The sequence below is a fragment of the Collimonas sp. OK607 genome (genome assembly GCF_900111995.1).
Lineage (GTDB): Bacteria > Pseudomonadota > Gammaproteobacteria > Burkholderiales > Burkholderiaceae_D > Collimonas.
Genome location: NZ_FOKF01000005.1, coordinates 166,534 through 192,552 on the forward strand (window position 1 = coordinate 166,534; position 26,019 = coordinate 192,552).

The following is a 26,019-nucleotide window of genomic DNA, read 5'->3' on the forward strand; positions in this document are numbered from 1 at the left end:
ACAAATCCAAAACGAATCCAATTGCGAACAAGGAGTCTTTCCAATGAACCAATCCGTCAATCTCTGGCTATATTTCATGATCGTATTCGGCGTCATCATCCTGCCAGGGCTGGATATGGCTTTCGTCCTGGCGAGTGCCTTGGTCGGTGGGCGACGCTCAGGTCTGGCGGCGGTGGCCGGGATTGTCGCCGGTGGTGTCTGCCACATGACCATGGGCGCGCTGGGTTTGGCGGTAGTGCTTAAACTTTGGCCTAGCTTGTTCAATCTCGTATTGCTGGCTGGCGCCGCTTACATCGCCTGGATCGGCTGGTCGCTGTTGCGCAGCGAGAGCGGCTTCCACTTTGCGTCGACCTCGGAGCAGACGGCAGCCAAGGCGCCGGCAACCACCTTTTACCAAGGCATGCTGACCAGTTTGCTCAACCCGAAAGCCTACGTCTTCATGCTGGCGATCTTCCCGCAATTCCTGAAAATCGATGCCGGCCCGATCTGGAGCCAGGCATTGGTATTGTGGATCATCACCGCGCTTACCCAGGCTGGCGTGTACGGAGTCATTGCCATTTTGTCCAGCCGCACCCGCAATTGGTTCGATGCCAACCCGCGCGGCAGCCTCATTACCGCCCGCGTGGTAGGCGGGCTTTTGATTGCTGCCGGCATATTCACCGGATTCGAGGGTTGGCAGGCGATCTAGATAACGCCGGCTGACAGATGCACCGAAATAGATTGCAGCGCACCATTTTCACGCAAGAATTCTGTGCGATGCGCTGCAAAGGCGCGGCCGATACTCTTTCTCTTTGCCAGGAAAGTAAATAAATCGTTTTAAATCAATTGCTTAGATTGGTGGCACGACGCTTGCATTAGATCAGGTCACAGGATCAACGAAGATCCTACCCTTTCTGACGCAGGTCCAACGATGGATCTGTTGGACAACGGCGTCCTCTTGGCTCGATCACTTTGTGGTTGGGTCGAGAGGACGCCTTTTTGTTTTTTAAAGAGACAAAAAATGGCAAACAAAGCGACCAGTATCCAACTCTTCAGCCTGCGTACACCGCAGATGCGCGCCTTTCATCTGACCTGGATGGCGTTCTTCGTCTGTTTCTTCGCGTGGTTCGCCTGCGCGCCGCTGATGCCACTGATCAAGGGGCAACTCGGATTGAGTATGGCGCAAATCGCCAATATCAATATCGCCGCAGTGGCGGTGACGATACTGGTGCGCTTGCTGGTCGGCCCGCTGTGCGACCGTTACGGCCCGCGCAAGACCTATACCGGGCTGTTGCTGATTGGTGCGTTGCCGGTGTTCGGCGTGGCCATGGTGCAGAGTTATGAGAGTTTCCTGTTCTTCCGCCTGTGTATCGGTGCGGTCGGCGCCAGTTTTGTCATCACGCAATATCACACCTCGGTCATGTTCGCCTCCAACGTGGTCGGTACCGCCAATGCCGCTTCGGCCGGCTGGGGCAATTCCGGCGGCGGCGCGGCGCAAGCCTTGATGCCGTTGCTGGTGGCAGCACTGCTGATGCTGGGTGTCAACGAGACCATGGGCTGGCGTCTGGCCTTGCTGGTGCCGGGCGTTTTCATGCTGATCATGGCGGCGCTGTACTGGCGTTATACGCAAGATTGCCCGCAAGGCAATTACGCAGATTTGCGCGCCCGCGGCGTGGCGATAGAGGGTGGCAAAAAGGGTGGCTGGGCCAGTTTTCGCGCCGCCAGCGCCAACTACCGGGTGTGGCTGTTGTTCGTTACTTACGGTGCCTGTTTCGGTGTCGAGATTTTCATTCACAACATCGCCGCCATTTATTACGTCGATCACTTTGGTTTGTCGCTAAAGGGTGCCGGCATGGCAGCCGCCAGTTTCGGTCTGCTCGCCTTGTTTGCGCGTGCGCTGGGCGGCTGGCTGTCAGACAAGGCGGCATTGCGCGGCAACCTGGATAGCCGCGCAGCCCTGCTGTTTGTGTTGATGTTGGGTGAGGGATTGGGTTTGTTGTGGTTTGCCCATGCGGGCAGTGTTGCGCTGGCAGTGGTGGCGATGCTGACGTTCGGCTTGTTCACCCACATGGCTTGCGGCGCGACTTATGCGCTGGTGCCATTCATCGATCGCAAGTCGCTCGGCGGCGTGGCCGGCATCATCGGCGCCGGCGGCAATGTCGGTGCGGTGGCGGCCGGTTTCCTGATGAAAGGCCTGGGCGATACCCAACAGACGCTGACCATGCTCGGCGTGCTGGTATCGATCTCGGCATTGTGCGCCATCGCCGTACGCTTCAGTCCGGAGCACAAGGCGCAGGAACAAGAATTGCACAACAGTGCATTGGCTTCCAGAAGCCTGAGCGTTTAAAGGAAGACACCATGAAAATCATCGTTATCGGTCACGGTATGGTCGGCCACAAATTCCTGGAATGCCTGACGGATGCCGGCACACCAGGCGTCGAAGTCACAGTGCTGTGCGAAGAACCGCGTCCGGCTTACGATCGTGTCCATCTGTCGGAATTCTTTGCCGGCAAGTCGGCGCAAGACTTGTCGCTGGTGGCGCCCGGCTTTTTCGAAGGCAACCATCATATCGAACTGAAGCTGAACGCCAAGGCGCAGTTGATCGATAGCGAGGCCAAGACTGTTACGTTCAATATCAACGGCGCGATCGAAACACTGCCTTACGACAAACTGGTGATCGCTACCGGCTCCTATCCGTTTGTGCCGACACTGGCCGGTAACCAGCGCAAGGATTGTTTCGTCTATCGGACCATCGAAGATCTGGAAGCGATGCTGGAGTGTGGCAAACGGTCTCGCAGCGGTGTGGTGATCGGCGGCGGCTTGCTGGGACTGGAATGTGCCAAGGCGTTGCGTGACATGAAGCTGGAAACCCATGTGGTCGAATTCGCACCTCGTCTGATGGCGGTGCAGGTAGATGAAAGCGGCGGCCGCGTCCTGCGCCAGAAAATTGAAGAGCTGGGCGTCACCGCGCATACCCAAAAAAACACACTCGAAATTGTCGACGGAAAAACCGGCACGCATCGCATGAATTTCGACGATGGCAGCCATCTCGATACCGACATGATCGTGTTCTCGGCCGGTATTCGTCCGCGCGACGAACTGGCGCGTGACAGCGGACTCAAGGTCGGCGACCGCGGCGGCATCGTGATCGACAATAGCTGCCGCAGCTCCGATCCGGACATTTATGCGATCGGCGAATGCGCTCTGTGGAACGGCAAGATATTCGGCCTGGTTGCGCCGGGCTATGACATGGCGCGAATCGCCGCTAAACATATGCTGGCTGAAGCTGCTGCTAGCGCCACCGATATCAGCGTAGCTACTCCGGAATTCAACGGCGCCGACATGAGCACCAAGCTCAAGCTGATGGGTGTCGACGTCGCCAGCATCGGCGACCCGCACGGCAAGGAAGCCGGCAGCCGCTCCTATCAGTTCACCGACGAGCGCAAACAGATCTACAAGAAAATCGTGGTGTCGGAATGCGGCAAATATCTGCTGGGTGGCGTGATGGTGGGCGACGCCAGCGAATACGGCACGCTGTTGCAGATGATGCTCAACCGTATTGAATTGCCGGCATCGCCTGAATTCCTGATTTTGCCGCAGGCCGATGGCCAGGCTCGGGTAGGACTTGGGGTCGACGCCTTGCCGGAGACGGCGCAGATATGCTCATGCAATAACGTGTCGAAAGGTGATCTGTGTGCGGCAGTGAGCGGCGGCGCCACCAGCATCGGCGCTCTGAAAACGTGCACCAAGGCCGGAACCTCGTGCGGTGGCTGCGTGGCGCTGGTGACGCAGATCATGAAGGCAGAGATGAAGAAGCAAGGCATGGCTGTCAACAACCATGTCTGCGAACATTTTCCTTACTCGCGGCAGGAGTTGTTCCATCTGGTGAAAGTCGGCAAGATCAAGACTTTCGGCGCCTTGCTGGAACAGCATGGCAAGGGTCTCGGTTGCGATATCTGCAAACCGGTGGCGGCCAGCATCCTGGCTTCTTGCTGGAATGATTTCGTGCTGAAGAAAGAACATGCCAGCCTGCAGGATTCCAACGACTACTTTCTTGGCAATATCCAGAAAGACGGCACCTATTCAGTGGTGCCGCGCATGGCCGGCGGTGAAGTCACGCCGGACGGCTTGATTGCAGTCGGCCAGGTTGCCAAGAAATACGGCTTGTATACCAAGATCACCGGCGGCCAGCGAGTCGACTTGTTTGGCGCTCGCGTCGAACAGTTGCCGCTGATCTGGGAAGAACTGATCGCAGCCGGGTTTGAATCCGGCCACGCCTACGGAAAATCCCTGCGCACCGTCAAATCCTGTGTCGGTTCGACCTGGTGCCGCTACGGCGTCGACGACAGCGTCGGCCTGGCAATCGAACTGGAAAACCGCTACAAGGGTTTGCGGGCGCCGCACAAGATCAAGTTCGGCGTCTCCGGCTGCACTCGCGAATGTGCCGAAGCGCAGGGTAAGGATGTCGGCATCATCGCCACCGAAAAAGGCTGGAACCTGTACGTTTGCGGCAACGGCGGCATGAAGCCACGTCACGCCGAACTGCTGGTGTCCGATCTCGATAAAGCAACCTTGATCAAGACCATCGACCGCTTCCTGATGTTCTACATCCGCACCGCGGATCGCCTGCAACGCACCAGTGTCTGGCGCGACAACCTGGAAGGCGGCCTCGATTACCTGAAGCAGGTGGTGGTGGACGACAAGCTGAACATCGCGGCAGAACTGGAAGCCGACATGCAGCACGTGGTCGATACCTACGAATGCGAATGGAAGCACGCAGTGACCGATGCCGAAACGCGCAAGCGCTTCCAGCATTTTGTCAACAGCGACCAGGCCGACAGCAACGTGGTGTTCATGGAAGAGCGCGGCCAGATTCGTCCGGCCACGATCGTAGAACGCAAGCGTATCAATATCCCGATTGTTGTTGAAACCGCCTAATCGAACTAAGGGAATTGCCATGCATCATGACCATCAAAGCAGTAACTGGATTGCAGTTTGCCCGCTGGACGACATCGTACCGAATACCGGCGTCTGTGCCCTGATCAACGGTGAACAGGTTGCCGTATTTCACGTGATCGATGGCGAACATCGTGTGTTCGCCATCGGCAATTACGATCCGAATGCCGAGGCGGCGGTGCTGTCGCGCGGCTTGGTCGGCAGCCTTGGCGAACGCATCGTGGTGGCTTCACCTATCTACAAACACCATTTCGATTTGCAAACCGGCGAATGCCTGGAAGCGCCGGAACATTCGGTAAGCGCCTATCCGGCCCGCATCAGCGAGGGCAAGGTCTGGGTAGGCGTATGAACATGAAAACTGCCACCACCATGCCATCGATCGCCAAAAAACCAACGCTGGCGGTGATCGGCAATGGCATGGCCGGCATGCGCACGGTGGAAGAGTTACTCAAGCTGGCGCCGGATCTTTACGACATCACCGTGTTCGGCGCCGAACCGCACGGCAATTACAACCGTATCCTGCTGTCGCCGCTGCTGGCGGGTGACAAGAGCATGGACGACATCATGCTCAATACGCCTGAGTGGTATCGGCAGAATGGCATCACGCTGCATGCCGGCGATCCGGTATCGAGCATAGATCGGCATCGCCGCATTGTGCGTTCGCGCGCGGGTATCGAATTGCGTTATGACCGGCTGCTGCTGGCGACTGGCTCCAAGCCGTTCATCATCCCGGTGCCGGGCCATCAGCTGCCCGGCGTGATCGCTTTCCGCGATGTGCAGGATGTGGAAACCATGTTGACAGCGGCACGCAATCATCGTCATGCGGTGGTCATCGGCGGCGGGCTGCTTGGTCTGGAAGCCGCTAACGGCTTGATGCGGCAAGGCATGGATGTCACGGTGGTGCATGTGATGGACAGCTTGATGGAACGGCAACTCGACAAGTCTGCAGCGATCTTGTTGAAGAAGGCTTTGGAAGAAAAGGGCCTGCGTTTTTTACTGAATGCTCAGACTGCTGAAATCGTCGGCGTCGAGCAAGTCACTGCAGTACGCTTCAAGGATGGCACGGAAATCCCGGCCGATCTGGTAGTCATGACTGCCGGCGTCCGCCCCAATATCGAACTGGCGCAACAAGCCGGCCTGCATTGCGAGCGCGCGATTGTGGTCGACGACACCTTGCAAACCTACGATCCGCGCATCTATGCCGTGGGCGAATGTGTGCAGCACCGCATGGCGACTTTCGGGCTGGTGGCGCCGATCTGGGAGCAGGCGCGCGTCTGCGGCGCCCATCTGGCCGGCGCCGGCCATCGCCGTTATGTGCAGCAAGCCACCGCCACCAAACTGAAGGTAACCGGGGTGGATTTGTATTCTGCCGGTGATTTCATCGGCGGCGAGGGCAGCGAAGACCTGGTGTTGCGCGATCCACGTCGCGGTATTTATAAACGGCTGGTGATCAACGGGCCGCATATCGTCGGTGCGGTGCTGTATGGAGACGTCAAGGATGGTCCATGGTATTTCGAGATGATCCAGAACCGTACCGATATTTCTGCGTTGCGTAGCCAATTGCTGTTCGGCCAGGCGCTGTGCGCCCGAGCCGCCTGACCGGGAGCGTACATGAAATCGGTCTCGACTTTTCCCTTGGTGGCAGCCAGCCAGCTTGCCAGCAAGCAGGGCGGCACAAAGACTACCTGCCCTTACTGTGGCGTCGGCTGCGGTGTGCGCGCCACGTTACGCAGCGATGGTCAGGTTGATATCGCCGGCGATGAAACTCATGCATCGAACGCTGGTCGGCTGTGTGTCAAAGGTTCAGCGCTGGGAGAGACTGTCGATCTGGACGGACGTCTGTTGTATCCGCAGATGCGGGTGCAGGACGGTGATCAGCAATCATTGCAGCGTGTGTCCTGGGATGCGGCGCTGGATAAAGTCGCACAAGGTTTCCGCACAATCATCGACCAGCACGGTCCGGACGCCGTCGCGCTGTATGTCTCGGGCCAGCTGCTGACGGAAGACTATTACATCGCCAACAAGCTGATGAAGGGTTACATCGGCAGCGCCAATATCGATACCAATTCGCGCCTGTGCATGTCGTCCGCTGTCGCCGGCCATAAGCGCGCATTCGGTGCCGACCTGGTGCCGGTTTGCTACGAAGATCTGGAACTGGCGGATCTGGTGGTGCTGGTCGGCTCCAACACGGCGTGGTGCCACCCGATACTGTTCCAGCGCATCGCCAAGATCAAGGAGACGCGGCCGCAGATGAAGCTGGTGGTAATTGACCCGCGCCGTACCGCAACTTGCGAGTTGGCCGATCTGCACCTGCCGCTGAAGGCCGGGAGCGATGTCTGGCTGTTCAACGGCTTGCTTAGTTTTCTGGCGCGTGAGGATGCCGTCGATACCAATTTTGTTGAAGCGCACACCAGTGGTCTGGCTGCAGCGCTTGAAGCAGCCGAAGTCGAATGCGCCGACCTTGCCGCAGTGGCTAAAGCTTGCAAGTTGGACCTGCAAGATTTGCAGACCTTCTACGAGTGGTTTGCAGCGAATCAAAAAGTCGTGACCGCATTCTCGCAAGGCGTCAATCAATCGTCATCCGGTACCGACAAGGTCAACAGCATCATCAATTGCCATCTGCTGACCGGACGCATCGGAAAACCGGGCATGGGCCCGTTCTCGATCACCGGCCAGCCGAACGCCATGGGCGGCCGTGAGGTGGGCGGGCTGGCGAACATGCTGGCGGCGCATATGGATCTGGACAATCCCCGTCATCGTGAAACGGTGCAGGATTTCTGGCAAGCGCCGCGCATGGCGGACCGGCCCGGCTTGAAAGCGGTGGACCTGTTCCAGGCGATCGAAACCGGCCGCGTCAAGGCGGTATGGATCATCGCCACCAATCCGGTGGTCAGCCTGCCGGATGCCGACCAGGTCCAGCGTGCGCTCGCCAAATGCGAACTGGTAGTGGTGTCCGACATCATTGAAAAAACCGACACCAACGCCTTTGCGCACGTCTTGTTGCCAGCCATGGGATGGGGCGAAAAAGACGGCACGGTCACCAGTTCGGAACGTCGGATTTCGCGCCAGCGTGCTTTTCTGAGCGCGCCGGGCGAAGCCCGTGCCGATTGGCAGATCCTGTGCCAGGTGGCGCAGCGCATGGGCTATGCGGGATTCGATTTCAGCGCAGTACACCAGGTGTTCGACGAACATACTCGCTTGAGCGCCTTCCGCAACGGCGATGCCTACGGCCAGCGCCGGCTGTTCAACCTGACCGGCCTGAGCGGCCTGGACCAAGCGGGGTTCGATGCTTTGCAACCGGTGCAATGGCCTCTCGTCACTACATCGTCAGGTGAAAAGCAGGGTACGGCGCGCTTGTTTGCCGATGGCCGTTTTTCCCATGCCGACGGCAAGGCGCGCTTTATCGCCACTACGCCGCGGGCGCCGCAGCACGCACCCGACAGCGAATATCCGCTGAGTCTGAATACCGGCCGCGTGCGCGACCAGTGGCACACCATGACGCGCACCGGAAAGTCGCCCAAGCTGGCCGATCACGTGCCGGAATCGTTCGTCGACATGCATCCGCAAGACGCCCTGCTGTACGGCGTGCGCGAAGGCATGCTGGCGCGCATTTCGACGCGCTGGGGTGCGATGGTGGCCAGGGTGCAGCACGGCGGCGGCATCACCCGCGGCAGCATTTTCGTGCCGATTCACTGGAGCGGGCAGTCGGCTTCAGATGCCCGGGTGGGAGCCTTGGTCAATCCGGTGGTCGATCCGGTTTCAGGTGAGCCGGAATTCAAACACACGCCGGTGCGAGTCGAAGAATTCAGGGTGGCCTGGTACGGTTTCGTACTGAGCCGCAGCCAACCGGCATTGGATAATGTCACGCATTGGACGCGGATCCAGGGGCGGCGCTTTAATCGCTACGAACTGGCCGGCCGCAGCCCGATCGCCGATCATGGCGCGTGGGCTGCCAAACTGCTCGGGGTAGATGCCGCCGACGCCGACTGGCTGGAATATGAAGATGCCAGCGCCGGCATCTACCGCGCCGTGCATGTGGTCGACGAGCGTATCGATGCTTGCGTGTTCCTGTCGCCGCGCCCGGATTTACCTTCGCGTGCCTGGCTGGCGAGTTTGTTCGTCAAGGAACAGCTGGAAGATGCCGATCGGGTCGGCCTGCTGATCGGCCAGCCGATTGAGAAGGGCGCCGATACCGGGGCCACGGTGTGCTCCTGTTTTTCGGTCGGACGTAATACCATTTGCGATGCGGTGCGCAAGCAAGGTATGACTACCGTGGCAGAAGTAACCGCTTGCCTGAAAGCCGGTGGCAATTGCGGCTCATGCGTTCCCGAGATTAAGAAGCTGCTGTCGGAAATATTAGTCGAAGAAAGCGCGTGAGCACTGGCCGTCGGTGATCGGCGATCAGTGATGGCTGGCGTCGCCAATCGAACCTGGCGTGACGTGGGTAGCTTTTTCGTTGCGTCCCAGGAACCACCAGATAACCAGCCCGGCCGCACTTAATCCCGCACCAGTCATCGACACTCCAAACCAGCCGGCATAGCCATACATCGACGTCGACAGCACCGAACCGCAAGCGCCGCCGATGAAGTAGCTAGTCATGTAGCCGGCAGTCAGGCGGTTGCGGGATTCCGGATGCAGATGATTAATGACGCTGAGATTGGTAACGTGTACTGCCTGCACCATCAGGTCCAGCAGCAAGATGCCGATGATCAGGCCCGGCAATGAGCTCTTTGCAAACGCCAGCGGCAGCCACGACAGCAACAGCAGGCCCAGGCCGATGACGGTGGAACGCCCGGCATGGCCGCGATCAGCCAGCCGTCCCGCATGCGAAGCAGCCAGGGCGCCGGCAGCTCCGACCAGTCCGAACAAACCGATGGTGCCGTCGGAATAATTGTAAGGCGCAGCCGCCAGCAGGAAAGAGATCGAAGTCCAGAGCACGCTGAACACGGCGAAGATGATTGCTCCTATCAAGGCGCGGGTGCGCAATACCGGTTCTTCCACGAACAGGGTCAGCATCGATGCCAGCAAGCGCGGATAGTTGAGATGTTGTGTCTGATGATGACGCGGCAATGCGCGCCCGAGCACAATCGCCGTGACGATCATCAATGCGGCGCCGAACCAGTAAACAGTTTGCCAGCCGCCCAGCGCCGACAAATAACCGGCAACGGTACGCGCCAGCAAGATACCCAGCAGCAGGCCGGTCATGACGTGACCGACCACTTTGCCGCGCTCTTGCGGCGCCGCCAGCGTCGCGGCAAATGGCACCAGCACTTGCGATACTACCGAAAACAAACCGGTCAGCGCGGTGCCTGTCAAAACGAACACCATGCTTTGCGCGGTGGCGGTGATCAACAGTCCGCAGGCGGACAGCAGGGTCATCACGACGATCAGTTTCTTGCGTTCGACCATATCCGCCAGCGGCACCAGCAGCAGCAGACCCAAGGCATAACCCAGTTGGGCAACGGTAACGACCAGGCCGGCGCTGCCGTTGGAGATGCCAAAGCGCGAGGCGATGGTGTGCAACAAAGGTTGTGCGTAATAGTTGCTGGCCACTGCGACGCCGGTGGCGATGGACATCATGATCACCAGGCCGGAACTGAGTTTGGTGGATTGTGGTTCTGCCATGTTGAAGTGCCTTTGAAAATTCAAGCCGACACTTTATCCCTTATCTCGGCGCGGCGCTTTGCCGGCCCGAAAATGGTCGAATGGACGCACGCATGGCCGCCAGCAGGATTTGCATTTTATGATTACCATTCATAACCCGACCAAGGAGTCTTGCCATGAGCCAAACCAGCGAAACCCGTCCGCCGTTCCCACCCTTCACCCGCGAGACTGCGATACAGAAAGTCAGGATGGCGGAGGACGGTTGGAATACCCGCGATCCGCAGCGCGTGTCGCTGGCCTACACGGTTGATACCATCTGGCGCAATCGCTCAGAGTTTCCGCAAGGGCGTGAGCAGATCGTGCAGTTCCTGACGCGCAAATGGGAACGGGAACTGGAGTACCGGTTGATCAAGGAATTGTGGGCTTTCGACGGCAACCGGATCGCCGTGCGTTTTGCCTACGAATGCCACGATGCAGCCGGCAACTGGTTTCGCTCTTACGGCAATGAAAATTGGGAATTCGCTGAAAACGGCTTGATGCATCGGCGTTATGCGAGTATCAACGACTTGCCGATCAAGGAGTCGGAGCGTAAGTATCACTGGCCTCTGGGGCGGCGTCCAGATGATCATCCTGGCTTGAGCGATCTGGGTCTGTAAACTTAGTGGCCAGCACTAATCTGGCGTGGCAAAAATTAAAGATTTACATACGGCTATACAATAGCGTTCTCTTCTTTAGTCCGGATGCTAGCCATGACAGATGCTCAAGCCATCAACCCGCTGTTGCAAGACTGGAACACCCCTTACGGATTGCCGCCGTTCGATCAGGTAAGGGCGGAACATTTCATCCCCGCATTTGAAGTCGCGCTGCCTGCGCACCTGGCTGAAATCGATGCGATTGCCACACAATCGGCAGCACCGAATTTTGCCAACACGCTGGCCGCCTTCGATGTCTCGGGCCGCTTGAACAGCCGCATCAGCCTGTTGTTCGAGAATATGACTGCAAGCGAAACCTCACCGGCCCTGCAAGCTGTCGAAGTCGAACTGGCGCCACGACTGGCGGCGCACAAGAATGCGATCTATCTGCATGCAGGCATGTTTGCACGGATCGCCGCGCTGCACACAAAGCGCGCCGAGCTGGACCTGGATCCGGAACAACTGCGTTTGCTGGAACGCGTCCATCTGGATTTCGTCCGCGCCGGCGCCAACCTGCCATCGCAATCGCGGGCACGCTACAGCGCCTTGACCGAACGACTGGCAGCCTTGAGCACCGAGTTCACGCAAAACGTATTGGCCGACGAATCCAGTTTTACCCTGGTGCTGGAAGACGAAGCCGCGCTGGCCGGCTTGCCTGATTTTCTGCGTGCCTCTGCCAAATCGGCGGCGCAACAACGCGGCTTGCCGGAAAACACCCACGTCATTACGCTGTCGCCATCGCTGGCCGAACCTTTCCTGACATTCTCCGACCGGCGTGATCTGCGGCAGGCAGTGTGGCAGGGCAGGGTAGCGCGTGGCGCCCATTCAGGCGCTCATGACAATCGCCCGGTTGCCGCTGAAATCATGGCTCTGCGCCAGGAACAGGCACAGTTGCACGGTTATCCGACTTACGCCGACTACCAGCTGATCGACCGCATGGCCGGCAAACCGGAAGCGGTATCGACCTTGCTCGGCAAGGTATGGGAACCAGCCAAGGCCAAAGCTGCCGACGACCGCGCCGCGCTGACGGAAATGGCGCACAGCCTGGGCCAGCCGACCCCGATTGCAGCCTGGGACTGGCGCTACCTCGCTGAGAAGGTCCGGCAGGCGCGCTACGATCTCGACGATGCCGAGTTGAAGCCTTACTTTGCGCTGGAAAACATGATCGGCGCCATGTTCGATTGCGCTCAGCGCTTATTTGGCATCAGCTTCGTCGAGCAGCACGGCGTCGCCTTGCATCATGCCGATGCGCGCCTGTGGGAAGTGCGCAATCGCGACAACGCATTGATCGGCTTGTTCATCGGCGATAACTACGCCCGCGCCAGCAAGCGTAGCGGCGCCTGGATGCATATTTTCCGCAGCCAGTCCGGTCACGACGGCGGTACGCTGCCGGTGGTCATCAACAATAATAATTTCGCCAGGGCCGAAACGACCTTACTGAGTTTCGACGATGTCCGCACCTTGTTCCATGAGTTCGGCCACGGCTTGCACGGTTTGCTGTCGCAGGTGAAATACGAACGCCTGGCCGGCACCCAGGTATTGCAGGATTACGTTGAATTGCCTTCGCAGATTTTCGAGAACTGGGCTGAAGAAGAAGTCGTGCTGCAACGTCATGCGCGTCATTACAAGACCGGCGAAGCGATGCCACCGGCATTGCTGGAAAAGCTGAAGCGCGCGCGCCAGTTCGACCAGGCCTGGGCCACGATCATGTATGCCGGCCCCGCGTTGATTGATATGGCCTTGCATTCGCTGCCGAACGGCAGCAAGGTCGATATCGCCGCTTTCGAAAAGCAGCAGTGCGAGCTGCTGGGTGTGCCGCAAGACATCGGCCAGCGTCATCATCTGTCCCACTTCCAGCATTTGTTCAGCGGTGCTGATTATGCGGCCGGCTACTACGTGTACATGTGGGCCGAAGTGCTGGATGCCGACGCTTACAATGCCTTCATCGAAGCCGGCGACCCGTTCGAGCAAAAGATTGCCGAACGTCTGCAGCGTTATATCTACAGTTCTGGCAACAAACAAGATCCGGCCGTAGCGTTCCGCGCGTTCCGCGGCCGCGATCCGAAGGTGGAGCCGATGCTGGCTAAGCGCGGTTTGATTGCATAAGCAGCCGTTCGCGAGTAAAGATGTAGGGTGGGCAAGGTTTTTTGCCCACGGGTTACCATGACAAGCCTGGTGTTGCTTTTGAGGACATGCGTGGGCAAAAAACCTTGCCCACCCTACATGAATTCCACTCATACAAACTTGAAAATTTGTCGTTTGACGCCACCGGCCTGAACCGGGACACTCGGTAATCAGTGCTGCCTCGTCTTGTCTGGCAGCCGCATTTTTTACTGCGACCATGACCTCACGCCAGAAACTCGTCCTGCCAAGCACTTCCAGCCAGCCTGCGCCAGGAGATCTACTCGCCAGCATGGAAAAATCGCTAGCCGCATTCATGCAAACGCTTGCACAAGATGATGAAGATACAAGCCCGCCTCATTTAATGATTCAGCATCGCTCCTGCCCTTGCTGCACCGGACGCGGTGAATGAAGGTTCGTTTATGTGTCGCGTTCATGAGCCGCTAAACCAGTTATATCCCTGATCTTCCCAATAACCACCCGGATTCTCATTAGTGACGAAGATGGCGGCGATGTGCTTGGGATTCTTGAAACCCAGCTTGGTCGGCACCCGCAGCTTCAACGGATAGCCGTATTCGGTAGGCAATGGCGATTGTCCAAAGTCCAGCGCCAGTATCGTCTGCGGATGCAGAGCCGTGGCCATGTCGATGCTTGAATAATAACGATCTGCACACTTGAAGCCGACATAACGCGCCGTGATATCGGCGCCGATATGGGCCAGGAAAGTGCGGAACGGCACCCCGCTCCACTGGCCGATGGCGCTCCAGCCCTCGATGCAGATATGCCGCGTGATTTGCGACTCTTGCGGCAACGCGCGCAATTGCGCCAGATTCCAGCTACGCTTGTCGCGCACCAGGCCGGAGACTTCCAGCTTATAGGTATCGCCGTCGATTTCCGGCGCCGAGTCGGCGTCATAGAAAGCGTTGAATGGAAACGGCTTGGTGATCATGCTGGCCGGATAAGTCGGCGCCAGATGATTGGGGCGGAACAGTATGCCTTGTACCCGGTCGTTCCAGCGTGACATGGCCCACAATACTTTGTCGACTTGATCGCCGTCCTGCAAATTGCAACCGGACAGCAGCGACAACGCACCCAGCGACAGGCCGGAACGCAGGAACAGGCGACGCTGCAGTTGTACCAGCTCAGGCTGGAGTTCGTTGTTTTTCGGCAGCTTATTTTTCTTTTCGGTCATGCTTTTTGCTCCTGGTTCGGGGCCTGGTCACGGGAATGACGAGGCGCCCGTCCGGTCAGCATTGGCAGCAAGGTACTCGGCACGATCAGCACCAGCGCCAGATGCACCGCAACGAATGCCACGATGCCGGCCATCGCAACAAAGTGCACGCGACGCGCGATATCGTAACCGCCGAACAGGTCGACCAGACCGTCCAGCTGCACCGGTTTCCAGATCGACAGGCCGGATGCCACCACCAGCACGCCGAGCAGCAGCACGGCGATGTACATCAGGCGTTGCACGGTGTTGTATATGCCCGGCTGGTGCGCCAGCTTGAAAGTCAGCGCATCCTTGACGTCGCGCAGCAGGTCGCGCGGCCGTAGCGGCAGGAAATGGCGGTGGAAATGACCTGCCAGCAAACCGTAGCCAAGATAGATCAAACCGTTCACCACCAGCAGCCACATCGCCGCCAGATGCCAGGCAATTGCTCCGCCCAGCCAGCCGCCCAAGGTAGCCCATCGGGGAAAATCGAAACCGAACAGCGGCGAGGCGTTGTAAATCTGCCAGCCGCTCATCACCATGCAGACGATGGCAAAGGCATTGATCCAGTGGGCCACGCGCACCGGCAGCGGGTGAATGATGCGGGTAGGGGATTTGTCGGCATTCGCCATGAGTGCACCTTATCAAGAGTCGGTGCGGGCGGCGGGGCCGCCCGCGATGCGGCATTACATCGGCGGCACTACGCCATTGACGCCGACCGTAGCGCGGCCAACGACGTCGCTGCCATCGGCGCCCTTGCCGACAAAAAATACGCCATGCGCGCCAGGCACCAGCAAGCTGCGGTCGCCTTTGTTGAGGCTGACGATAGGAACATCGGCCGGCACTACGATTTTCTTTTCGCCATCAGGATATTTGACCGTGATCGTGCGGCCGCTGGTCACCACCACATCGCCCACGGTGCCGTTGGTCATGCTGCTGTTCTTGCCGAGATCCCAGGCGTAATGACCCTCGCCGACCTTCATGCCGGCCGGGAATACGTGTACTTCCAGCGCCTTCAGGCTGCCGTCCGGCAGCGGCACGGCAGCGGTGCCGATAAAGCTGTCAGATTTGATATCGCCGATCGCTGCGTGGCTGACCGAGAAGAGCGTCAGGTCGGGAGCCAGTTTCAGCGTCATTTTCTTGCCACCCCTGGCGCTGACTTCGAGATTGTCAGCGTTCACTTTGTCGATGGTGGCGCGGACCCGGGTCACCGGCGCCGCTGCTTGTGCGGCAGTCATGCTGCCATAGGCCAGAAGTGCGGATGCTGCCAATGCAGGAACAAGCCGGTGCAGAAGTTGTGTGGTTTTCATGGAACGGTCTCTGTGATTGCTGGGAGGTCCAGTCTAGGCGCGGGGCAATGTCTTATCGGTGACATGCGAATGACAATATTGTCATTCTTCTCGACCATCGAATTGATAGAATGGGGGTGGTTTTCAACCCCATAAGCACTCACCAGGCCCAGCATGTCTATCCTCGTCATTGAAGACGATCCCAAGACCGGCGCCTACCTAAAAAAAGGTTTGCGCGAATCCGGCTACGCGGTCGATCTGGTTCGCAACGGTAGCGACGGCTTGCACATGGCGCTGGAGAATTCCTATGATCTGGTGGTGCTGGATGTCATGTTGCCCGGCATAGATGGCTGGAAAATCATGGGCGCCTTGCGTGCCAGACGCGATCTGCCGGTGATTTTCCTGACCGCGCGCGATCACGTCAACGACCGCATCCGCGGACTGGAGCTGGGCGCCGACGATTATCTGGTCAAGCCCTTTTCATTTACCGAACTGCTGCTGCGCATCCGCACGCTGTTGCGACGTGGTGTCGTGCGCGAGACGCATGAACTGGATTTCTTCCAGGTGGCCGATCTGCAGCTCGATCTGCTGCGCCGCCGGGTCACGCGCCAGGGCATCGATATCGTGCTCACTAACAAGGAATTTCTGTTGCTGCATCTGCTGGTCAAGCGCAAAGGCGAAGCACTGTCACGGACTGTTATCGCCTCGGAGGTGTGGGATATGAATTTCGACAGCGACACCAATGTGGTTGATGTCGCTATCAAGCGCCTGCGCGCCAAGATCGATAATCCCTTTGAGCATAAGCTGATACACACGGTACGCAGCATCGGTTACATGTTCTCGGAAAATCCATGAATATCTGGCATAGGCAATCGCTGACGGCACGCGTGACTTTCCTGTTCGCGCTGATAGCCTGTGCCATCGTGACCAGTCTCGGCATGTACTTGTATTCGTCGACCCGGCTGGCGCTGGAAACGCGCGCCGATTATTCCCTGATCGGCCGGGTCGAGCATTTTCGCCGCCTGTTGCACGATCTGTATAACGTCAAGCAGATGGAAGATCGGCCGGCCTTGTTCGAGACCATGCTGGGCAGCGAGCAGGATGTACTGATGTTCGGTTACCCGGGGCAAACACCATTCGTGCGCGTTAATCCCGATAACATGACACCGCCGCCGATGACGCCGCAAAACCTGGATCAACCGCTGAAGCTCGGCGCGCTGACGCCAGGTGAACGGGCCGATGGCGTGCGCGTGCGCTGGGTGTCGGCACTGGCCGAGGTCGGCAGCGACGGCACTACAGTGGTGATTACCGGCGCCCATGTGATGACCCAGGAGTCGCATATCCTGGCACGCTATTACTGGCAAGTTATCGCGGCAGCGGCAGCTTCGGTGCTGCTGACGGCGCTGCTGGGCTTCCTTGTGCTCAAGCGCGGTTTCCTGCCGTTGAAGGCGATGGCCGAACGCGCCGCCGAAGTCAGCCCGACCAATATAGCGATACGTTTGCGGGAAGAAGACGCGCCGCAGGAGTTGCGCCGGCTGGCAGCGTCATTCAATGCGATGCTGGACCGGCTGGCCGAAGGCTATGAGCATCTGTCGCAGTTTTCCGCCGACCTGGCGCACGAGATCAGGACCCCGATCGGCGCGCTGATGGGGCAGACCCAGGTAACCTTGGGCAAGGTGCGCAACGCCGCCGAGTACCAGCAAGTGCTGGAATCGAACCTGGAAGAATTACAACGCCTGAGCCGAATTGTCGAAAACATCCTGTTCCTGGCGCATGCCGATCATGCCGGGCTGCAGGTAGAAAAAAAGCCGTTGATATTGGCCGACGAGTTGCACAAGATTGCCGATTATTTTGAAGGCGTTGCCGAAGAACGCGGGATCCGCCTGGAAGTCGACGCCAGCGGCAAGGTGCAAGCCAGCCCGGTCATGTGGCGCCGCGCTGTGAGTAACCTGGTAGTCAATGCGGTGCGTTATGCGCTGCCTGGCAGTACGGTGCGGCTCAGCGGCCGGGCGCAGGGGGGGGGCATTCAGGTCGAAGTGGAAAACCAGGGCGATCCGATACCGCGAGAGCAGCTGGATCGCCTGTTCGACCGTTTTTACCGTGGTGATAAATCACGCAGCGAATATACTGAATCGAATGGCTTGGGCCTGGCCATCGTCCGCGCCATCATGCTGGTGCATGGGGGCAGTGCGGATGTTGCCTGTTCGCATGAAGGGCTGATTCGGTTCAGCCTGTATTTCCCGGATGGCGCCGAGCGCATCTGAGCGCACTTGCTGCATTTGCCACATTTGACGCATGTCCGCCGTTACAGGGATCGCTGTTTTTTGCTATGCTGACGATTCTGCCGGGCAAGACGGATTGCCGTGGCCAGTGATTATTTGCGAGGCGCTGCTGATGAAGTCGTCAGGAAGTCCAGGAATGACCGATGTGCTGATTGTCGGCGCCGGCCCGGCCGGCTCTCATCTGGCTTACCTGCTGGCAGAGCAGGGTCTGCAGGTGACTATCATCGACAAGCAGGCTTTTCCGCGCGCCAAGGTATGTGGCGGCGGTTTGTCGCGCAAAGCGATGACATTGCTTGATTTCGACCTCGGCCCGGTGATGCATCAGGCAATCGGCGGCGCCATTCTCAATTACGGCAACCGCGACGCCATCATCAAGGAAGTCGAACCGATGGCGGCCTGCACCGTGGTCCGCAGCGAATTCGATAAATTATTGCTCGACCGAGCCTGCGCCAAAGGCGCGCGCTTTCTCGCCGAAACCGCATTTGTCGACGCGACGGAAAGTGCCGATGCCGTCAGCGTTGTGACCAGCCAGGGTACCTTGCGCTGCCGCTTGCTGCTAGCCGCCGACGGCGCCGCCAGCGCGGTGCGCACCAAGTTGTTCGGCAAGGATCTGGTGGCTTACGTGCCGGCATTGGAAGCCATGGTGTGGCCGGCTGAAGGGGCGCTGGAGCGCTTCGGCGCGCGTGCCCTGTTCGATTTCGACGGCATGCCGCGCGGCTACGGCTGGATCTTCCCCAAGCGCGATCATTTTAATGTTGGTGTGTACTCACCTTTCGGCGGTACCGCATTGCGCCAGCATCTGGATCGCTTCACCGCAGCATACGTCAGCTTGCAGCAGCCGCTGCGGGTCGAATACCAGGGCTACATCATCCCGTTGAAGAATCGTCGCAATTTGTTCCAGCGCGGCCGGGTCTGGCTGTTGGGAGACGCGGCTGGCCTGGCGGAAGCTTTGTTTGGCGAAGGGATTTATTTTGCGCTGAAGAGCGCCACCATCGCTGCCCGGGCGATTGCTGCCGATGGCATTGGCGCATCTGCCGCCGATTCAGGACTCTATAGCCGGTTGCTGCATCGCGAACTGCTACCCGAGTTGCGCGCAGCTGCGTGGATGGCGCGCCTGATCTACCGTTTTCCGAAACTGGCTTTCTCGCATCTGGTGCTGAATCAGCACATCAACCACGATTTCGCCGGCTTGATCAGCGGCCAGATGGGTTATCGCCATTGCCTGTTCAAAACCGCAGTAGGTTTTCCGCGCTGGCTGCTGCCGAGCAAGGCCCCTGAAAGCGGCGGCAATCCATCCTAGAAACCGGGCAAGCGCAAGCTTTCCTGATCGCCGGCTTCGGCGCGCTCATGGCCGAGCAGCCAGGCCTTGCGTTCCAGTCCACCGGCAAATCCGGTCAGTTTGCCGTTCGCGCCCACCACCCGATGGCAAGGGACGATGATGGCGATCGGATTGGTGGCGTTGGCGCTGCCAACTGCGCGGGCGGCGCCGTTGTGTTCGCCCAGTTGTAAGGCGAGCTTGCCGTAAGTGGTCATCCGGGCTGGCGGAATCTGGCGTAGCGCGGCCCATACGCGGTGCTGGAAATCGGTGCCGTTGGTGGCGACCTCGATATCTTTCAGCGCATCGAGTTCGCCTGCGAAATAACGTTGCAGCGCCGGCTCCGCGCTGGACGAGGTGGTCGCATCGCTCAGGTTGTAATGGCCGTAGTGGGTAGTCAGCAAGCTGCGCATGCGTGGTTCATAATCGTCGAAATCCAGGGCGCGCACGCGATCCTGGGTATCGGTGACCAGCAGGATGACGCCGATGGGCGATGCGATCCGATGCAGGAATAAATTCATGGTGATAATCTCGTCAGATAATAGAGCGTAGTTTAAAGGGTGCTGTGGCTTCCTGCACTCCGTTGCTTGCTTTTAAATTCAGTAAATAGCCATGTAAAGGCGAACACGTCTTTGTTTTTTCATATTTGGCTGTCTATAGTAATGAAACAACCATACGGCTATATAGCAACTAGCCCGATAAATTAGCGTAAGAAGTTAGCGTAAGAATCCAGCCGCAACCCTTTTGGAGAAATCGCAATGATTAGCCTTCAGGTGAATGGTCTTGCAGTAGAAGTCGACGTCGCGCCAGATACCCCTTTGTTGTGGGTGCTGCGCGAAAATCTCAAACTGACCGGCAGCAAATTCGGCTGCGGCATCGCTGCCTGCGGCGCGTGTACCGTGCATGTTGGCGGCAACGCGGTGCGCTCTTGTTCGTATCCCGTGTCTGCGGTCGGGCAACAGCAGGTGACTACTATCGAAGCTGTCGCCGCCGATCCGGTCGGCAAAGCGGTGCAAGTCGCCTGGATCAGGCATGACGTGCCGCAATGCGGTTATTGCCAGAGCGGGCAAGTGATGACGGCGGTGGATTTCCTCAAAAAGAAACGCCATCCGACCGAGGCCGAAGTGGTCGCCGCCATGGGTGGCAACCTGTGTCGCTGCGGCGCTTACCAGCGCATCAAGGCTGCGGTGCTGGATGCGTCTAAATCTTTAGCATAGGGAGCCATCATGTCTTCCGAATTCATTGCTGCAAATTCAGATTCAGCAACGCTGAAAAAATCGCGCCGCAAATTCCTGCAGGTCTCAGCCGTCACCGGCGCCGGGCTGGTTCTCGGTTTCTTTATTCCAGGCTTGGGGCGCGTGGCCGGCGCCCAGGCTGCCGCGCCCAAAATCTATCAGCCGAATGCCTTCCTGCGGGTGGGGCCGGACAATAGCGTGGTGGTACAGGTATCCAAAGTCGATATCGGCCAAGGCACGTTGACTGCGCTGCCGATGTTGTTGGCGGAGGAGCTGGATTGCGACTGGACCAACGTGCGGGCCGAACTGGCCAAGGGCGAAGACGTCTTCCGCGATCCCGCATTCGGGATGCAGATGGTCGGCGGCTCCACCAGCATCGCGCATAGTTTCCAGCAGTACCGTGAAGTCGGCGCGCGCGCCCGCAGCATGTTGGTTGCGGCCGCAGCTAGCCAATGGAAGGTCGATCCGGCTAAATGTAAAACCGCAAAAGGAGTCGTTATCGGCCCGGGTGGCCAGCGCCTGAGTTATGGATCGGTAGCCAACGCGGCGATGTCGTTGCCGGTGCCGGACAAGGTGCAGTTGAAGGATCCAAAGCAATTCACCATCATCGGCAAGGCGACGCCGCGGCTGGATACGCTCGCCAAGTCTAGCGGCCAGCAGAAATTCGGTATCGATCTCGATTTGCCGGGCATGAAAGTGGCGATGCTGGCACGGGCCGTGCCGTGGGGCGCCAAGATCACCAAATTCGACGACAGTGCGGCCAAGGCAATCCCCGGCGTACGCAAGATATTCACGATTCCAGGGATTCGTGGCGGCCAGAGCGTAGTGGTGGTGGCAGACGGCTACTGGATCGCCAAGAAAGCGCGCGACGCGCTGAAGATAGAGTGGGACGTGCACGGGGTGGAGGCGGTCAGTTCGGAGCAATTGTTCGCGACCTACCGGGAAGCGGTGATGAAGCCTGGCACGCCGGCGATCAAAGCGGATACTTCAGCGTTAGCCGGCTCACCCAAGATCATCGACGCCATCTTCGAGTTTCCCTATCTGGCGCACACGCCGATGGAGCCGCTCAACATGACGGTGCATTTCACCGTTGACGCCTGCACGGTCTGGGCCGGTTCGCAGTTTCAATCGATGGACCGGCAAGCGATTGCCAAAGTGCTGGGTATCCCGGTCGGCAAGGTCGAGTTCAACACCATGATGGCGGGCGGCGCGTTTGGCCGGCGCGCCATGCCGGAATCCGAGAATGCGGTGGAGGCCGCGTACGTAGCCAAGGTCATGCGCGGCACGCCGGTCAAGATCATGTATTCACGCGAGGACGATATCAAGAGCGGTTATTACCGGCCGATGCATGTGCACCGGGTGCGCATCGGTTACGACGCGCACGGCAAGATCACGGCCTGGGATCACGTGATTGCCGGCCAGTCGATATTGACCGGCAGCCCGTTTGAATCGTTTTTGGTGAAGGACGGCGTTGACGGCACCATGACCGAAGGCGTGGTGGAGTCGCACTATGCGATTCCGAACCTGTCGCTGTCGGTGCACAATATGAAGGCCAACGTGCCGGTGTTGTGGTATCGCTCGGTGGGCCATAGCCACAACGGGTTTGTCATGGAAACCCTGGTCGACGAGATCGCCCGCTCGGTCGGGCGCGATCCGGTCGAGTACCGCGCCAGCCTGTTCGATAAGTCGGCTAAGCGCAGCAAGCAAGCGCTGGAGCTGGCGGTGGCACGCTCCGGCTACGGCAAACGCAAGCTGCCGGCAGGCCAGGCTTGGGGCGTCGCCGTGCATCATGGCTTTAACACCTCGATTGCCTATGTGGTGGAAGTGTCGATGCATGAAGGGCGGCCGCAAGTGCACCGGGTGACGGCGGGCGTGCATTGCAATATGGCGATCAACCCGCGCACCATCGAAGCGCAAATCCAGGGTGGCGTGGTGTTCGGCATCTCAACCACCTTGCCCGGCAATCAGATCACGCTGAAAAACGGCGTCGTCCAGCAATCCAATTTTTCCGATTACACACCGGCGTATATGGGCAGTTGTCCGGTGGTCGATGTCTATGTGGTGCCGAGCGCCGATACGCCGACAGGCGTCGGCGAACCGCCGGTACCGCCGATTGCGCCGGCCATCGCTAACGCTGTCGCCGCGTTGACTGGCAAGCGTCTGCGTAAATTGCCGTTCGATGCCATAACGACTTGAACTGAAATGTAAAAATGGCGCCCGAAGGCGCCATGATGAAGCAGGTAGGGTGGGCACATCGTGCCCACACGTTACCGCTGTTTAACGTTTAATGTTTAATGTTTGAAGCGCGCTTCAGCCAGCTTGTCTGCCACCACGCTGGTCGGCAAACCTTCAGCGTCTGCGCGTTTGAAAATCTCGCCCAGGGTCACGCCGATTTCACGCACGTGGGCTTCTACATCGGCTTCCGGTTTGTCGTAGTACTCGTAGCAAACCTTGATGATGCCGCCGGCGTTGATCACAAAATCCGGCACGTACAATACTTCTTTGCGACGCAGCAATTCACCTACTTCAGCGGTGGCCAGTTGGTTGTTGGCAGCGCCGGCGACGATCTTGGCTTTCAGGCGCGACAGGGTTGCCGGGTTGAGCGTGGCGCCCAGTGCGCATGGCGCGTAGATGTCGGCTTGTACGTCATAGATGGCGTCGGTTGCCACTACTTCAGCGCCAAATTCGGCGCGCGCGCGTTCCAGCGCAGCCTGGTCGATATCGGTGACGATCAGCTTGGCGCCGGCAGCATGCAGGCGACGCGCGTAGTCGTAACCGACATTGCCCAGTCCTTGCACTGCAACCGTCAAGCCTTCCAGCGAATCGCGTCCCAGGTAATGCTTGACCGCAGCTTGAGCGCCGACAAAACAACCCAGTGCCGTGAACGGCGACGGATCGCCGCTGGCGCCGAGGCCGGCGACGTATTTGGTCTTGGTGGCGATGTGCGCCATGTCGGCCGGGCTGGTGCCGACGTCTTCCGCCGTGATGTAACGGCCGCCCAGGCGTTCCAGGGCTTCGCCCATGGCTTCGAACAAGGCTGGTGTCTTGGATGTTTTAGGATTGCCGATAATCACGCTTTTGCCACCGCCGATAGGCAGGCCGGCAACGGCATTCTTGTAGGTCATGCCGCGCGACAGGCGCAGCACATCGTTGACGGCGACGGCTTCGCTGGCGTAGTCCCACATGCGGCAACCGCCCATGGCCGGGCCGAGGTTGGTGTTGTGGACAGCGATGATGCCTCTGAGGCCGGATTTTTCTTCGGAAACGAAGACCACTTGTTCGTGGTTGTCGAAATTCAATTCATTAAAAATGAAGGTACTCATGCTTTTGGCTCCGTGCGGATAGCATTCACTCGTCCGGGTAGGGCGGGCTTATGGGTTTCCGTGATCTTCGGAGTCTGTCGGGTTGAGGGGATCGAAGCGAAAAAATACCTGGGCGAGGACAGATTTTGCCGGGTTCGCAGTGTCAATAGCCTAGCTATTGACCAAGAAGCCGGTGAAATATGGACCGCCCAGGTATTTTTGTAGCCGATCACCACAGCCCTATAGACTCCAGGGGTTAAGGTCGGTAATACGGGTGTTGGCGGCGGGTTGGCGCCGGGCAACGGGTATGGCCGTGATTGTGTCACGCAGGCGAGAGTGTAATTTATCGCTATGTGAAACTCAATCTGGTTCGGAAGTTTGTGCAGAAATTAGTTTATTGTCAATTTTCAAAATAGCAACAAACCAGCGGGTTGCGCAGGCACGGCAGCTTTCAATTACTCGGTTTCACCACGCGCTGCCGCTTCACGCAACTTGTCTTTCTTGCTCTTGCGTTTGCCTTTGATACCACCGTTGGCGGTGTCGGTGGGCGATTCAGTGCCGGGTGTGCTGGCTGAAACGGCAGTGACGACAGGCTCGAACCCGGCAATCTGCTCGCGTTCGCATTTCAGGTTATGGCGTTTCTCTATGAGGCGGAAATGCGCTTCCGTATCGGCGCTGATGAAGCTGATGGCGATGCCGCTCTTGCCGGCCCGGCCGGTGCGGCCGATGCGATGCGTGTAGTCCACCGCCGAGCGCGGCAGATCGTAGTTCAGGACTACCGGTAATTGTGCAATGTCTATGCCGCGGGCGGCGACGTCGGTGGCTACCAGGACTTGTACTTTGCTGGCTTTGAAGTCGGCCAATACTTCGTCGCGTGCGCCTTGGCTGAACTCGCCGTGGAAGGCGGCGGCTTTGATGCCTGCCCGATGTAGTTTTTCTGCAATGTGCTCTGCTGCGTATTTGGTGGCGACGAAGACCAGTACGCGGCCCCAGTTGTTTTCGCGCAGCAGGTGCCGTAGCAATTGTGTGCGGCGGCCGGCGTCGACTTGTATTGCGCGTTGTTGGATGGCTGGCTGGTTTTGTTCTAGCGCGGGGATGGCGATGCGGGTCGGCTGGTGCAGCATCCTGGCGGCGAGTGCGTGGACTGCGGGTGGGAATGTTGCTGAGAAAAACAGGTTTTGGCGTTGTTTGGGTAATAACGCCAGGATGCGTCCGATTTCGTCGGCGAATCCCATGTCGAGTAGGCGGTCTGCTTCGTCTAGCACCAGCGAGGATACCGCGGCGATGCTCAGGGCGTTATGTTCAATCAGGTCGAGCAGGCGGCCGGGTGTTGCTACTACGATGTCGACACCGCCGCGTAGATCCATCATTTGCGGATTGATTGATACGCCGCCGAACAGGGCGGCGATTTTTAGCGGTTGCGGGCATGCCTGGGCCAGGGTGCGGATGGATTCGGCGGTTTGCTGGGCTAGTTCGCGGGTTGGGACCAGGATCAGGGCTTGTAGCCGGCGTGGTTTTTCGGTGGGGCTTTCTTGTATTAATTGCAGTAGCGGTAGCGCGAATGCTGCGGTTTTGCCGGAGCCGGTTTGGGCGGCGGCCAATACGTCGTTGCCGCGCAGGATTTCGGGGATTGCCGCGACCTGGATTGGGGTTGGCGTGGTGTAGCCCCGTTCGCTGATGGCTTGGAGGATGGCGGGGGATAGGCCCAGGTTGGGGAATGACATATGGTGGGCCTTGACAGCTTGTGGGAGGAGCTATCTTACCATTTGCGTTGCTTAAAACGGTAACTACTCCGTGGGGATGTGCGCCGGGGGTAGCCCGGCAGCTAGTCACTTTTTCTTGCTTCGCCAAGAAAAAGTAACCAAAAAGAAGGCGACCGCAAAGCCACTGCCTTCCCTCCGGTCAGGTCCCAAAATGTGGCACGTACCAGTCGGGTGGAAAGACCAACTCGCTGCGCTCAAACATGTCTTCCCACAATTCCCGACTGACACGCGCCACATTTGGCAGCGTCCCAATGCGGACTTCAAATTCAAA

At 58.8% G+C, this 26,019-nt stretch carries 20 protein-coding genes; 13 read left to right on the forward strand and 7 right to left on the reverse strand.

The features are described from left to right. The first annotated feature begins 43 nt into the window (after window positions 1–43). The 6 genes from BM029_RS05930 to BM029_RS05955 all read left to right on the forward strand — a co-directional run bounded on the left by BM029_RS05930 (window position 44) and on the right by BM029_RS05955 (window position 9,312). Window positions 44–688, forward strand: coding sequence for a LysE family translocator (locus BM029_RS05930; RefSeq protein WP_092433533.1), 645 nt, complete (start codon window positions 44–46; stop codon window positions 686–688). A gap of 312 nt (window positions 689–1,000) precedes the next feature. Further along, window positions 1,001–2,326 carry an MFS transporter gene (locus tag BM029_RS05935; protein WP_092433535.1) on the forward strand — a complete coding sequence of 442 codons (1,326 nt, stop codon included), beginning with the start codon at window positions 1,001–1,003 and terminating at the stop codon, window positions 2,324–2,326. Between the two features lie 11 nt (window positions 2,327–2,337). Further along, window positions 2,338–4,917: a nitrite reductase large subunit NirB gene (gene nirB, locus BM029_RS05940; RefSeq protein ID WP_092433537.1), complete on the forward strand. Its 2,580-nt coding sequence runs from the start codon at window positions 2,338–2,340 to the stop codon at window positions 4,915–4,917. A gap of 19 nt (window positions 4,918–4,936) precedes the next feature. Further along, window positions 4,937–5,284 carry a nitrite reductase small subunit NirD gene (gene nirD / locus BM029_RS05945; protein WP_092433539.1) on the forward strand — a complete coding sequence of 116 codons (348 nt, stop codon included), beginning with the start codon at window positions 4,937–4,939 and terminating at the stop codon, window positions 5,282–5,284. Further along, on the forward strand, window positions 5,281–6,534 hold the full coding sequence (locus BM029_RS05950; RefSeq protein WP_244544929.1) for an NAD(P)/FAD-dependent oxidoreductase: 1,254 nt from the start codon (window positions 5,281–5,283) through the stop codon (window positions 6,532–6,534). The genes nirD and BM029_RS05950 overlap by 4 nt, the downstream gene beginning before the upstream one ends. A 12-nt stretch (window positions 6,535–6,546) precedes the next feature. Beyond that, window positions 6,547–9,312, forward strand: coding sequence for a nitrate reductase (locus BM029_RS05955; RefSeq protein WP_092433541.1), 2,766 nt, complete (start codon window positions 6,547–6,549; stop codon window positions 9,310–9,312). A gap of 24 nt (window positions 9,313–9,336) precedes the next feature. Here BM029_RS05955 and BM029_RS05960 read toward each other — a convergent pair whose 3' ends face one another. Beyond that, complete coding sequence (locus BM029_RS05960; protein WP_092433543.1) at window positions 9,337–10,560, reverse strand: MFS transporter; 1,224 nt, start codon at window positions 10,558–10,560, stop codon at window positions 9,337–9,339. Between the two features lie 155 nt (window positions 10,561–10,715). Here BM029_RS05960 and BM029_RS05965 point away from each other — a divergent pair, with 155 nt between their 5' ends. Both BM029_RS05965 and BM029_RS05970 read left to right on the forward strand, forming a co-directional pair. Then, window positions 10,716–11,195: a nuclear transport factor 2 family protein gene (locus tag BM029_RS05965; protein WP_092433546.1), complete on the forward strand. Its 480-nt coding sequence runs from the start codon at window positions 10,716–10,718 to the stop codon at window positions 11,193–11,195. A 93-nt stretch (window positions 11,196–11,288) separates the two neighbouring features. Continuing rightward, window positions 11,289–13,337 carry a M3 family metallopeptidase gene (locus tag BM029_RS05970; protein ID WP_244544930.1) on the forward strand — a complete coding sequence of 683 codons (2,049 nt, stop codon included), beginning with the start codon at window positions 11,289–11,291 and terminating at the stop codon, window positions 13,335–13,337. A gap of 448 nt (window positions 13,338–13,785) precedes the next feature. On the opposite strand, the gene BM029_RS05975 is transcribed toward BM029_RS05970, so the two are convergent. Genes BM029_RS05975 through BM029_RS05985 form a run of 3 tightly spaced genes read right to left on the reverse strand, consistent with a single transcriptional unit; the run spans window position 13,786 to window position 15,872 of the window. After that, window positions 13,786–14,544: a molybdopterin-dependent oxidoreductase gene (locus BM029_RS05975; RefSeq protein ID WP_092433550.1), complete on the reverse strand. Its 759-nt coding sequence runs from the start codon at window positions 14,542–14,544 to the stop codon at window positions 13,786–13,788. Continuing rightward, window positions 14,541–15,194: a cytochrome b/b6 domain-containing protein gene (locus BM029_RS05980; RefSeq protein WP_092433551.1), complete on the reverse strand. Its 654-nt coding sequence runs from the start codon at window positions 15,192–15,194 to the stop codon at window positions 14,541–14,543. Before BM029_RS05980 ends, BM029_RS05975 begins: the two co-directional genes overlap by 4 nt. A gap of 54 nt (window positions 15,195–15,248) precedes the next feature. Next, entirely contained in the window at window positions 15,249–15,872 is a 624-nt protein-coding gene (locus tag BM029_RS05985; RefSeq protein WP_092433553.1) for a hypothetical protein, read from the reverse strand. A 153-nt stretch (window positions 15,873–16,025) separates the two neighbouring features. Between BM029_RS05985 and BM029_RS05990 the strand changes: the two genes are divergently transcribed. The 3 genes from BM029_RS05990 to BM029_RS06000 all read left to right on the forward strand — a co-directional run bounded on the left by BM029_RS05990 (window position 16,026) and on the right by BM029_RS06000 (window position 19,433). After that, complete coding sequence (locus BM029_RS05990; protein WP_092433555.1) at window positions 16,026–16,706, forward strand: heavy metal response regulator transcription factor; 681 nt, start codon at window positions 16,026–16,028, stop codon at window positions 16,704–16,706. After that, window positions 16,703–18,115, forward strand: coding sequence for a heavy metal sensor histidine kinase (locus BM029_RS05995; protein WP_092433557.1), 1,413 nt, complete (start codon window positions 16,703–16,705; stop codon window positions 18,113–18,115). The genes BM029_RS05990 and BM029_RS05995 overlap by 4 nt, the downstream gene beginning before the upstream one ends. Window positions 18,116–18,269: 154 nt before the next feature. After that, a complete protein-coding gene (locus tag BM029_RS06000; RefSeq protein WP_170851000.1) occupies window positions 18,270–19,433 on the forward strand; it encodes a geranylgeranyl reductase family protein in 1,164 nt (387 codons plus the stop codon). Here the strand turns inward: BM029_RS06000 and BM029_RS06005 are convergent. Beyond that, window positions 19,430–19,969, reverse strand: a complete 540-nt coding sequence (locus BM029_RS06005; protein ID WP_092433561.1) for a methylated-DNA--[protein]-cysteine S-methyltransferase — start codon at window positions 19,967–19,969, stop codon at window positions 19,430–19,432. The two genes, BM029_RS06000 and BM029_RS06005, sit on opposite strands and share 4 nt — an antisense overlap. 237 nt (window positions 19,970–20,206) lie before the next feature. Between BM029_RS06005 and BM029_RS06010 the strand changes: the two genes are divergently transcribed. Both BM029_RS06010 and BM029_RS06015 read left to right on the forward strand, forming a co-directional pair. Continuing rightward, a complete protein-coding gene (locus BM029_RS06010; RefSeq protein WP_092433563.1) occupies window positions 20,207–20,665 on the forward strand; it encodes a (2Fe-2S)-binding protein in 459 nt (152 codons plus the stop codon). Between the two features lie 9 nt (window positions 20,666–20,674). Continuing rightward, window positions 20,675–22,879, forward strand: coding sequence for a xanthine dehydrogenase family protein molybdopterin-binding subunit (locus BM029_RS06015; RefSeq protein WP_092433564.1), 2,205 nt, complete (start codon window positions 20,675–20,677; stop codon window positions 22,877–22,879). Between the two features lie 95 nt (window positions 22,880–22,974). Here BM029_RS06015 and BM029_RS06020 read toward each other — a convergent pair whose 3' ends face one another. Together BM029_RS06020 and BM029_RS06025 are read right to left on the reverse strand one after the other, a co-directional pair. Then, entirely contained in the window at window positions 22,975–24,006 is a 1,032-nt protein-coding gene (locus BM029_RS06020; RefSeq protein ID WP_092433566.1) for a Glu/Leu/Phe/Val family dehydrogenase, read from the reverse strand. 434 nt (window positions 24,007–24,440) lie between these two features. Then, window positions 24,441–25,709: a DEAD/DEAH box helicase gene (locus BM029_RS06025; RefSeq protein ID WP_092433569.1), complete on the reverse strand. Its 1,269-nt coding sequence runs from the start codon at window positions 25,707–25,709 to the stop codon at window positions 24,441–24,443. Window positions 25,710–26,019: the final 310 nt, after the last annotated feature.

Bases quoted from the DNA above. Each gene is read 5' to 3' on its own strand.
- nirD (WP_092433539.1), top strand. From the start codon at position 4,937: ATGCATCATGACCATCAAAGCAGTAACTGGATTGCAGTTTGCCCGCTG.
- BM029_RS06010 (WP_092433563.1), top strand. From the start codon at position 20,207: ATGATTAGCCTTCAGGTGAATGGTCTTGCAGTAGAAGTCGACGTCGCG.
- BM029_RS05980 (WP_092433551.1), bottom strand. From the start codon at position 15,194: ATGGCGAATGCCGACAAATCCCCTACCCGCATCATTCACCCGCTGCCG.
- BM029_RS05960 (WP_092433543.1), bottom strand. From the start codon at position 10,560: ATGGCAGAACCACAATCCACCAAACTCAGTTCCGGCCTGGTGATCATG.
- BM029_RS05965 (WP_092433546.1), top strand. From the start codon at position 10,716: ATGAGCCAAACCAGCGAAACCCGTCCGCCGTTCCCACCCTTCACCCGC.
- BM029_RS05995 (WP_092433557.1), top strand. From the start codon at position 16,703: ATGAATATCTGGCATAGGCAATCGCTGACGGCACGCGTGACTTTCCTG.
- BM029_RS06000 (WP_170851000.1), top strand. From the start codon at position 18,270: ATGACCGATGTGCTGATTGTCGGCGCCGGCCCGGCCGGCTCTCATCTG.
- BM029_RS05935 (WP_092433535.1), top strand. From the start codon at position 1,001: ATGGCAAACAAAGCGACCAGTATCCAACTCTTCAGCCTGCGTACACCG.
- BM029_RS05955 (WP_092433541.1), top strand. From the start codon at position 6,547: ATGAAATCGGTCTCGACTTTTCCCTTGGTGGCAGCCAGCCAGCTTGCC.
- BM029_RS05990 (WP_092433555.1), top strand. From the start codon at position 16,026: ATGTCTATCCTCGTCATTGAAGACGATCCCAAGACCGGCGCCTACCTA.
- BM029_RS05975 (WP_092433550.1), bottom strand. From the start codon at position 14,544: ATGACCGAAAAGAAAAATAAGCTGCCGAAAAACAACGAACTCCAGCCT.
- BM029_RS06025 (WP_092433569.1), bottom strand. From the start codon at position 25,709: ATGTCATTCCCCAACCTGGGCCTATCCCCCGCCATCCTCCAAGCCATC.
- BM029_RS05985 (WP_092433553.1), bottom strand. From the start codon at position 15,872: ATGAAAACCACACAACTTCTGCACCGGCTTGTTCCTGCATTGGCAGCA.
- BM029_RS06005 (WP_092433561.1), bottom strand. From the start codon at position 19,969: ATGAATTTATTCCTGCATCGGATCGCATCGCCCATCGGCGTCATCCTG.
- nirB (WP_092433537.1), top strand. From the start codon at position 2,338: ATGAAAATCATCGTTATCGGTCACGGTATGGTCGGCCACAAATTCCTG.
- BM029_RS05930 (WP_092433533.1), top strand. From the start codon at position 44: ATGAACCAATCCGTCAATCTCTGGCTATATTTCATGATCGTATTCGGC.
- BM029_RS06020 (WP_092433566.1), bottom strand. From the start codon at position 24,006: ATGAGTACCTTCATTTTTAATGAATTGAATTTCGACAACCACGAACAA.
- BM029_RS06015 (WP_092433564.1), top strand. From the start codon at position 20,675: ATGTCTTCCGAATTCATTGCTGCAAATTCAGATTCAGCAACGCTGAAA.
- BM029_RS05970 (WP_244544930.1), top strand. From the start codon at position 11,289: ATGACAGATGCTCAAGCCATCAACCCGCTGTTGCAAGACTGGAACACC.
- BM029_RS05950 (WP_244544929.1), top strand. From the start codon at position 5,281: ATGAACATGAAAACTGCCACCACCATGCCATCGATCGCCAAAAAACCA.